This is a genomic window from Vibrio sp. TRT 29B02, assembly GCF_050113655.1.
Classification (GTDB): domain Bacteria; phylum Pseudomonadota; class Gammaproteobacteria; order Enterobacterales; family Vibrionaceae; genus Vibrio.
Genome location: NZ_JBNJOJ010000029.1, coordinates 44140 through 53170 on the forward strand (window position 1 = coordinate 44140; position 9031 = coordinate 53170).

Genomic DNA, 9031 nt, shown 5'->3' on the forward strand with positions numbered 1-9031 from the left:
GTACATCTCGCGGGTTTAATCATAAAAAAGGCGCTTCCCAACATAATGGGAAACGCCTTCTCTAACGCTTAGCTAGACACTAACAATTAGTGTGAGCCACAGCTACCGCCACCGCAGCAGCCATCTTTTTTCTCAGCACCGTGGTCATGACCTTCGCCACCACAACAGCCACCCTCGTGGTCATGGTCATGACCACAGCCACCCGCTTGATGAACGTGACCGTGTTCGATTTCTTCTTGAGTCGCTTCACGTACCGCTACAACTTCCACGTCAAATGTTAGCGTTTGACCTGCAAGCATGTGGTTGCCATCAACAACCACTTCATCGCCATCAACTTCTGTTACTTCAACAGGGATTGGACCTTGGTCTGTATCCGCTAGGAAACGCATACCTACTTCAATCTGGTCAACACCTTGGAATACTTCCGCTGGAACGCGTTGTACTAGTGCGTCGTTGTGCTCACCGTAAGCTTCTTCTGGAGAAACTGTCACAGAGAACTTAGCACCTGCTTCTTTACCTTCTAGCGCTGTTTCAAGACCAGTGATTAGGTTGTCATTGCCGTGAAGGTAATCTAGTGGCGCTTCAGCTGTAGATTGATCAACGACTACACCGTCTTCCAGTTTTACTTGGTAAGCAAGACTTACAACTACGTTCTTTTCAATTTTCATATTGACTCCAAGGAGGATAAAGGACCCTAACATTCGTTAGTGTCGGCATACTTTCTACGGGGCATATTATGGGGATGATTTAGAGAAACACAATCAATCCGGCTTAAAAATACCGATCATATTTTGCCCACCATGGTCGCTACTATCAACCGATTGTGGTGTGCGTTGATCCTGATGACCGCACTCAACACACTCTACTAATTCAATATTATTCTCTATCCACCAGCGTAAAGTGTCTTGTTGTGAACACTTTGGACAACTAGCGCCTGCGATAAATCTTTTCTTCATTTCTCTCGTTTCACTGTTAATCCCAGAAGTTTTTTGATTGCTGATCGTTTTCTAACTCACGACCAAAAATCTCTTCCAGTTCTTTTCGGGCTTCTTTGGCTCTTTGGGCCAATTGTTTATCATCATTATGCTGAGGAAGCAGCTCTTTCAGCATAGCATTATCAAGTTTTCTAAAGTGAGCTTCCGCTCTCTTTGCCTGATATGGGTGCATACCTAAACTAACGAGAGCCTGTCGACCAAGATCAAGCGCCCCTAAGAAGGTCTCACGGGAATAACTGTCAACACCTTGGCTCAGTAATTGGTATGCCTCAACACGACTTCGTGCTCGGGCTAATAGTTTCAAGCGCGGAAAATGCGTCTGACACAATCCAATAATCTTCATGATTTCATCAGGTGAATCGGTACAGATTATCATTGCCTCAGCTTTATCCGCACCGGCAGCTCGTAATAAGTCAAGTTGGGTCGCGTCACCATAAAATACTTTGTAGCCATATTTACGCAGTAACTTAATCTGGCTCGCATCACTTTCGAGTACCGTCACTTTAATTTTGTTGGCATACATCAGACGGCCGACAATCTGCCCAAAACGCCCAAAGCCCGCAATAATCACTCTTGGCTGCTTGTTGACGACATCACTTTGCAACCTACCCTCAAGTTCGGTGTTAAGTCCTCGTGCATACCAGCGGCTTTGTGCCATCAATAATAATGGCGTCGTGACCATGGATAAACTGACCACCACCAAAAGAAACGCGGTTTGCTGTTGGTCGAGTAATCCTTCACTACTTGCTGCGGTAAAAATAACAAATGCGAACTCGCCACCCTGACTAAGAATTGCCGCCATTTTGCTGCGAGATTTCGCTCGACTACCAGACAAACGCGCAAGTAGGTAAAGAATCAGACCTTTTACAACCACTAAACCAATGACCGCAGACAGCACGGCAATGGGTTGCAAAGCCAACAGACCAAGATTCACCGCCATACCAACAGCGATAAAGAACAACCCAAGCAACAGCCCTTTGAACGGTTCGATGGCAATTTCTAGCTCGTGTCGATACTCACTTTCCGCCAAGAGAACCCCGGCAAGAAACGTCCCCAACGCCATAGACAGACCAAGTTGCTTCATTGATAAGGCAATGCCAATCACAAGCAGTAATGCAGCTACGGTAAAGAGTTCACGTACACCACTGAGTACAACATATCGAAACAGAGGTCTCAGTAGGAAGTGGCCGCCAATTAATAACCCCCCTACGCCTGCAAGCATCCATATCGCATCAAGCCAATCTCCGGCGGTATTCCCAGCTAAGACAGGAAGCAGTGCAAGCATGGGGATCACAGCAATGTCTTGAAATAGTAAGACCGCAAAACCTGATTGACCTGTTTCACTGCCTCCCAAACCTTGCTCTTCAATGACTTTTAAGGCGATAGCGGTGGATGACAACGCGAGTCCCATGCCAATAGTTAAACTGGTTTGCCAAGATGCTCCCACAACATAGGCAACGCTGGCGATGACTGAGGTTGTCACCACGACTTGTGCACCACCTAATCCAAGGATAGGGCCTTTCATTTGAAGCAGTTTTTTCGGATTTAATTCGAGTCCAATCAGAAACAGCAGCAACACCACGCCAAACTCAGCAAAATGAAGAATAGCGTCGACATCTTTGATTAAACCAAGCCCCCATGGGCCGATGGCAACACCCGCCAATAGATAGCCAAGAACGGAACCGAGACCAAGGCGTTGAGCAAGAGGAACAGCAACAACAGCTGCGGTCAGGAAAATAACGCTACTCTGTAGAAAATCATTCTCAAGCGCCATTTTCACCTCCCACCATCTCCGCCACTTCACTCCGAAGTGGATCACTCAGCCATAGGCGGTAACGCTCAGCATGCTGACAACGTTCCATTTCAGACACATTTCGTGCCCAGTACAAGACCAGTGGTTCTATCCAATGCATCTGGCACAAGGCCGCCGTCAATTCAAATGGTTGCAAAATTTCCGATAGCGGGTAGCGGTTATAACCTGTCTTACCGAAAGCTCCTTCTTGGCCCCCCGTCGTGATCACGCTTCGCCAATATTTACCCTTTAAAGCTTCACCTTTACCAAAGGCAAAGCCTTTTCCAATAACACGGTCTAGCCACTCTTTAAGCAACGCCGGACAGGAATACATAAAGAGCGGATGGTGGAAGACAATCACATCATGCTCAGCCAGTAATTTTTGTTCAGCACTGACATCAATAAAGAAGTCTGGATAATGTGCATAAAGATCGTGCACAGTGACGTGATCAAGCGATTCTATTTTCTTGATCATCATTTGGTTAGCCACAGACGTTTGTGACTCAGGGTGAGCATACAACACCAATACCTTGGGCTTATCGGAGGATAGAGTTTGCATTCGTTCGACAGCAATCCTTTTACTGTTTATAGCCTACTAAGCATTATTTATCGTTATCAGTTTGTTATACGTTGTTAGTCGTGATAACGCAATGATCGACATAGCTTGTTAAGTGCCCTACTATTCGACGCAATACGAGTAACGACAAAGCAAAAGATTATGATTACCTTCTCTGGCATCCAGCTTCTTCGCGGTGGTAAACCACTTCTTGAACAAGCTTCAGCAACCATCCAGCCTGGCGATAAAGTCGGTTTGGTCGGAAAAAATGGTTGTGGTAAATCGACACTATTCGCCCTGATCAAGGATGAACTTTCTATTGATGCGGGTAACTTTAGCAAACCCGCACATTGGGAGATGGCTTGGGTAGCACAGGAAACCCCAGCGTTAGAGCGCAGCGCCATTGAATACGTCATTGATGGTGACCGAGAGTATCGCCGTCTAGAATCGGAGTTACTCGATGCTGAGCAAAAAGATCACGGCACATTGGTCGCTGAAATACATGGTCAAATAGAAACCATTGGCGGCTACAGCATTCGTGCTCGAGCAGCGGAGCTCCTTGATGGTCTTGGTTTTAGCCAGCAGCAAATGAGTTGGAACTTAACTCAGTTCTCCGGCGGCTGGCGTATGCGTCTTAACTTAGCACAAGCTCTTCTATGTCGCTCAGATCTACTGCTACTCGATGAGCCAACCAACCACTTAGACCTTGATGCGGTTATGTGGCTAGAACGCTGGCTACAAAATTACCCAGGTACGCTGGTTCTTATCTCTCACGACCGAGATTTCTTAGATCCTATCGTAGGTCGAATCATTCACGTCGAGAACCAAAGACTAAATGAGTACACGGGTAACTACTCATCATTTGAAGAGCAGCGTGCTCAAAAACTGATTCTGCAACAAGCTCAGTTTGAGAAACAGCAGAAGCAGATGTCCCACATGCAAAGCTACATTGACCGTTTCCGCTACAAAGCCTCGAAAGCGCGTCAAGCTCAAAGCCGAATCAAAGCGCTGGAGCGTATGGAGAAAGTTCTGCCCGCACAGTTGGATAACCCATTCAGTTTCCAGTTCCGCGATCCTGATGCACTTCCTAACCCAATCATCATGATGGACGAAGTCTCGGCGGGATATAGTGACAATCTGATTTTAGAAAAGATTCGCCTTAACTTGGTGCCTGGTAGTCGAATTGGCTTACTTGGACGTAATGGTGCGGGTAAATCGACCCTGATTAAGCTCCTTTCTCGAGAACTCAAACCTCAAGGTGGTGACTTAACCTACTCTCAAGGGGTTAAGATTGGCTACTTTGCGCAGCATCAGCTAGAAACTTTGCACCCAGAGGAAACCCCTCTGCAACACATGATGCAAATTGCGCCTGACAAAAACGAACTCGAGCTACGTAACTACCTCGGCAGTTTTGGCTTTCAGGGTGATAAAGCACTAGAAAAAGTAGCCCCCTTCTCTGGCGGTGAAAAAGCGCGTCTTGTTCTCGCTCTGATTGTTTGGCAAAAACCAAACCTTTTACTTCTCGATGAACCAACCAACCACCTCGATCTCGATATGCGTCAAGCCTTAACTATGGCGCTACAAACGTTTGAAGGCGCAATGGTCATTGTTTCCCACGACCGCTACTTACTTCGTGCGACAACAGACGATCTTTACTTGGTTCACGATCGCCAAGTGGCTCCATTTGATGGTGACCTAAACGATTACTACAAGTGGCTGACTGAACAACAAAAATCGGAACGCCGTGAAGCGCAAGCACAACAACCAGAGAAAAAGTCTGAAAACAGTGCGGCGGCGAAAAAAGACCAAAAACGCCGTGAAGCAGAATTTCGCAAACAGACTGCACCTATTCGCAAAAACCTGACAAAACTTGAAGAGAAAATGGATAAGTTGGGAGAAGCCTTAGCACAAGCAGAGGCCCAATTATCAGATAACTCACTTTATGACGCCGAAAATAAAGCTAAACTTAACCAAGTACTAGCGCTTCAAGCAGAAAGTAAAAGCTTGCTTGAAGAGGTCGAAATAGAGTGGATGGCTCTACAGGAAGAGCTAGAACAGATGGAACAGGAGTTCAATAGTCAATGAGTTCAAAGCCCGCCTCAATTTCTCTAACACTCGAACGCTTATGGCAATTTAGCCTACAGTACTATAGCGTGCGAGAAGTAAAAGAGGCGTGCTTACATCTGCAAAACCAATTTAAAGGCAACGTTAACCTGCTGTTGTTACTCAAGTGGCTTGATGAACAGCAGGTCTGCTTTGGCGAAGAGGACTGGCATCGCGTAGAAGAGTGTTTAGGCCGTTCCGAAGCCTTACTTCTGAGCTATAGGGAGTTACGACGTAAGTTGAAGTTCCACCTACCTGATACTCTGTATCGCGAGTCACTCCAATTTGAGTTGCAACTTGAAAAGCAGCAACAATCCGATCTGGTTGACTGTATTAACACCATCGAATTGAGTACGAATCACGCAGAACCCCTGACCTTGCGCTACTGCCGTCAATTAGGTGGCGAACAACTCTATTCAGCCTTTGCCGACCCCATAGACAACATTGCCAACCTGTAGAGAGCCTTTATGACTCAATTTGTTGCTGCTAAAGGATTAACAAATCCTCACCTACAAACACTCGCACCGCGATTTATTCGGAAGAAAGCCTTATTTGAACCCGTCTGGCAAACTTTAGATACGCCTGATGGTGACTTTCTTGATATTGCTTGGAGTGAAAACGTCGATCAGCAATCAAACACTGATAAGCCTATTTTTGTTCTTTTTCACGGCTTGGAAGGCTGTTTTTACAGTCCGTATGCGAATGGTCTAATGGATGCCTTCGCCAAACAAGGTTGGCTCTCTGTGATGATGCATTTTCGTGGCTGTAGTGGTAAGCCCAACAGACTCGCCCGCGCCTATCACTCCGGCGAGGTGGAAGACGCACGCTTTTTCTTAGAGCACCTCAACCAACGTTTCCCAACACAGACCAAGGTCGCGGTTGGCATTTCTTTGGGTGGAAATATGCTGGCCAACTATCTCGCTACCTACAACAGCCAGCCTTTACTCGATGCCGCAACCATTGTTTCTGCGCCACTCGACCTATCGGCCTGCTCAGAACGTATCGAGCAAGGCTTTTCCAAGTTGTACAAAAGCTATTTGCTGTCATCGCTAAAGAAAAGCGCTCTACAAAAACACCATCTGTTAAAAGGCGAGTTGGGATTGAGCTATCAGAATATCAAGCGTGTCACCAAATTGTACGAGTTCGATGACCTTATCACCGCACCTTTGCATGGTTTCAAAGATGCAGCCGATTATTATCACCAGTGCTCAGGGATACATCGACTCAAAGAAATCACGCTGCCAACACAGATCATCCACGCCAAGGATGACCCGTTCATGACCGAAGATGTCATCCCCAAATACGTGCTGCCCGATAACATCGACTATCGGCTGTTTGAACAAGGTGGCCATGTGGGATTTGTTACAGGTAGCGCACTCAAGCCAAGATTTTGGTTAGAAGAAGCTCTGCCTGCCTACTATGAAAGTCTTGCCGCTTCGGCATAATAGCGCGCACAATTCACCGAACATAAAATGAAGAGGTCTTTATGATCGTCCCATGGCAACAAATTGCACCGGAGACACTGGAGAATCTGATACGCGAGTTTATTCTTCGCGAAGGAACAGACTATGGTGATGTCGAGGTTTCACTACAAGACAAAGTTGACCAAATCCACTCTCAACTAGAGTCAGGGGAAGCGGTTGTGGTTTATTCAGAACTGCATGAAAGTGTCGATATCCAACTAAAGAACCGTTTTTGATTTAGAGAACTGCATACAGTCAATGTCTGCTAAAGCATGTTATAGTGGGCATTGATTCATGGAATGTAACTTACAGACAAGGTTTGTCATGTCCGCTAAACACCCTATTATTGCCGTGACTGGTTCATCTGGCGCTGGCACAACGACTACCTCGGAAGCCTTCCGCAAAATGTTCAATATGATGAACGTTAAAGCCGCGTGGGTCGAAGGGGATAGCTTCCACCGCTTTACTCGCCCTGAAATGGATGTCGAAATCCGTAAGGCTCGCGAGCAAGGCCGTCACATCAGTTACTTTGGCCCACAAGCGAACGACTTTGGTGGCCTAGCCGAGTTTTTCCGTAAATACGGACACGAAGGTAATGGTCAGGTACGTCGCTACCTCCATACGTTTGACGAGGCAGTACCTTATAACCAGATGCCCGGTACTTTTACGCCTTGGCAAGACCTACCAGAAAACTCCAATGTACTCTTTTATGAAGGGCTACACGGGGGGGTGGTAGATGGTGACGTTAACGTCGCACAACATGTCGACTTTCTGATAGGCATGGTGCCGATCGTCAACTTAGAATGGATTCAAAAGTTTGTTCGTGATACTCGCGATCGCGGTCATTCTCGTGAAGCCGTCATGGACTCAATAGTACGTTCAATGGACGACTATCTAAACTATATTACTCCACAGTTTTCCCGAACTCATATCAACTTTCAGCGCGTTCCGACCGTTGATACATCAAACCCTTTAAATGCGAAAGGGATACCGAGTTTGGACGAAAGTTTCGTCGTCATTCGACTTCGTGGTATCAAGAATGTCGATTTCCCATACCTACTGGCTATGATTGATGGTTCGTTTATGTCACGCCACAACACCATTGTTGTACCAGGCGGAAAAATGAGTTTTGCGATGGAATTAATTGTTCGCCCTATCCTGCAACAATTGATAGAAACGGGCAAAATCGGTTAAGGCTCACAACTAGAACACGATTACTTTTCATACCGTGATCATGTGCACAGTTTTGCGTACCAAAAAGCCTGTTGTACCCGATTAAAATCAAGAAATCATGCCAGAAAAAGGATACTATTTGTAACCGACACATAAGTTGGCTTGCAGCATTTATAAAGTGCTCTTATCCTAGTAGGTCTTAATTAAGGCTTAGCTTAAACATGGAAAGCGGCAAGCGTACCCTGCAGAGGAAGTGAGATATTATGGTTCTAGGTAAACCTCAAACCGACCCAACATTAGAGTGGTTCCTTTCACATTGTCATATTCATAAGTACCCTTCAAAAAGCACGCTAATTCACGCGGGCGAGAAAGCGGAAACTTTGTACTACATTGTTAAAGGTTCTGTTGCGGTTCTTATCAAAGACGAAGAAGGTAAGGAGATGATCCTTTCTTACCTAAACCAAGGTGACTTCATCGGTGAACTTGGTCTATTCGAAGAAGACCAAGAGCGTACCGCATGGGTTCGAGCAAAATCTCCTTGTGAAGTTGCGGAAATCTCATTCAAGAAGTTCCGTCAGCTTATCCAAGTGAACCCAGATATCTTAATGCGCCTTTCAGCGCAGATGGCAAGTCGCCTACAAGTGACGAGCCAAAAAGTGGGCGACCTAGCATTCCTAGACGTAACGGGTCGTATTGCTCAAACGCTACTAAACCTAGCGAAGCAACCTGATGCAATGACTCACCCAGATGGCATGCAAATCAAGATCACTCGCCAAGAGATTGGTCAAATCGTTGGCTGTTCTCGCGAAACAGTTGGCCGTATCTTGAAGATGCTTGAAGAGCAGAACCTAATTTCTGCACACGGTAAAACAATCGTTGTTTACGGTACTCGTTAATTTCGATTAAGCACTAAATTATAAAAGCCACCAATGGAAACATTGGTGGCTTT

The 9031-nt window shown here is 46.1% G+C and carries 10 protein-coding genes; 6 read left to right on the forward strand and 4 right to left on the reverse strand.

The window, feature by feature from the left end; all coding sequences use genetic code 11:
• Positions 1 to 86 precede the first annotated feature (86 nt).
• The 4 genes from slyD to kefG all read right to left on the reverse strand — a co-directional run bounded on the left by slyD (position 87) and on the right by kefG (position 3346).
• A complete protein-coding gene (gene slyD, locus ACQEXT_RS16730; RefSeq protein ID WP_138972771.1) occupies positions 87 to 668 on the reverse strand; it encodes a peptidylprolyl isomerase in 582 nt (193 codons plus the stop codon).
• 93 nt (positions 669 to 761) lie between these two features.
• On the reverse strand, positions 762 to 956 hold the full coding sequence (locus tag ACQEXT_RS16735; RefSeq protein WP_138972770.1) for a YheV family putative zinc ribbon protein: 195 nt from the start codon (positions 954 to 956) through the stop codon (positions 762 to 764).
• A 16-nt stretch (positions 957 to 972) separates the two neighbouring features.
• Positions 973 to 2769, reverse strand: a complete 1797-nt coding sequence (kefB, locus tag ACQEXT_RS16740) for a glutathione-regulated potassium-efflux system protein KefB (RefSeq protein WP_331427447.1) — start codon at positions 2767 to 2769, stop codon at positions 973 to 975.
• Entirely contained in the window at positions 2759 to 3346 is a 588-nt protein-coding gene (kefG, locus tag ACQEXT_RS16745; RefSeq protein WP_138972768.1) for a glutathione-regulated potassium-efflux system ancillary protein KefG, read from the reverse strand. Before kefG ends, kefB begins: the two co-directional genes overlap by 11 nt.
• 159 nt (positions 3347 to 3505) lie before the next feature.
• On the opposite strand from kefG, the gene ACQEXT_RS16750 reads away from it, so the two are divergent.
• The 6 genes from ACQEXT_RS16750 (at position 3506) to crp (ending at position 8978) form a co-directional block, all read left to right on the forward strand.
• Complete coding sequence (locus tag ACQEXT_RS16750; protein ID WP_138972767.1) at positions 3506 to 5428, forward strand: ABC transporter ATP-binding protein; 1923 nt, start codon at positions 3506 to 3508, stop codon at positions 5426 to 5428.
• Positions 5425 to 5904, forward strand: a complete 480-nt coding sequence (locus ACQEXT_RS16755; RefSeq protein WP_138972766.1) for a TIGR02444 family protein — start codon at positions 5425 to 5427, stop codon at positions 5902 to 5904. The genes ACQEXT_RS16750 and ACQEXT_RS16755 overlap by 4 nt, the downstream gene beginning before the upstream one ends.
• Before the next feature lie 9 nt (positions 5905 to 5913).
• Positions 5914 to 6891 (forward strand): hydrolase, encoded by a 978-nt coding sequence (locus ACQEXT_RS16760; protein ID WP_426952971.1) that lies wholly within the window; start codon positions 5914 to 5916, stop codon positions 6889 to 6891.
• A gap of 41 nt (positions 6892 to 6932) precedes the next feature.
• Entirely contained in the window at positions 6933 to 7145 is a 213-nt protein-coding gene (locus tag ACQEXT_RS16765) for a YheU family protein (RefSeq protein WP_138972764.1), read from the forward strand.
• An 88-nt stretch (positions 7146 to 7233) separates the two neighbouring features.
• Positions 7234 to 8103 (forward strand): phosphoribulokinase, encoded by an 870-nt coding sequence (locus tag ACQEXT_RS16770; protein ID WP_138972814.1) that lies wholly within the window; start codon positions 7234 to 7236, stop codon positions 8101 to 8103.
• 242 nt (positions 8104 to 8345) lie between these two features.
• On the forward strand, positions 8346 to 8978 hold the full coding sequence (gene crp / locus ACQEXT_RS16775; protein ID WP_004410522.1) for a cAMP-activated global transcriptional regulator CRP: 633 nt from the start codon (positions 8346 to 8348) through the stop codon (positions 8976 to 8978).
• Positions 8979 to 9031 lie beyond the last annotated feature (53 nt).